The following is a 521-nucleotide window of genomic DNA, read 5'->3' as shown; positions in this document are numbered from 1 at the left end:
TTGGTGGGGGGGGAGGTGGGGGGGGTGGGGGCTGGGTGGTTTTTTTTTCTATTTACGTGTTGTGGTTGGTGGTGTTGTTTTTGTTTTTTTGGTGGTTTGTTGTTTGTTGGGGGGGGGGGTGGGGGGGTGGGGGGGGGGAGGGCGGCGCGCGGGGGGGGGGGGGGGCGGGGGGGGGGCGGGCGGGGGGGGGGGGGGGGGGGGCGGGGCTCGGGGCGGCGGGCGTGGGGGGGGGGTGGGGGGGGCCCCCCCCCCCCCCCCAGAAAGCCACCCAACCAACCCAAAACACAACACCCCCCCCCCCCCGCCCGCCCCCCCCCCCCCCGCCCCAAACCCCCAAAACACCCCCCCCCCCCCCCCCCCCACCACCCACGGCGCCCCCCCAGCAGCACCCCCGCCCCCTCCGACCAGGTCGCCCCGTCGGCGGCGGCGGCGACCGGCTGGCCCCGGCCGTCGGCGGCCGAACCGCCCAGCCGGGCGACCACGCCGCAGGGGCTGGGGTTCGCCATCACCGAGACGCCGCC

The 521-nt window shown here is 77.9% G+C and carries 1 pseudogene; it reads right to left on the bottom strand.

Going from position 1 to position 521, the window contains the following annotated elements:
• Positions 1-509, bottom strand: a pseudogene (locus PUR61_RS45510) (hypothetical protein); the annotation flags it as partial.
• Between the last annotated feature and the right edge of the window lie 12 nt (positions 510-521).

The sequence above is a fragment of the Streptomyces sp. BE20 genome (genome assembly GCF_036322525.1).
Classification (GTDB): Bacteria; Actinomycetota; Actinomycetes; order Streptomycetales; family Streptomycetaceae; genus Kitasatospora.
The sequence above is the reverse complement of the archived record's forward strand: the minus strand, read 5'-3'. Positions and strand labels throughout refer to the sequence as shown.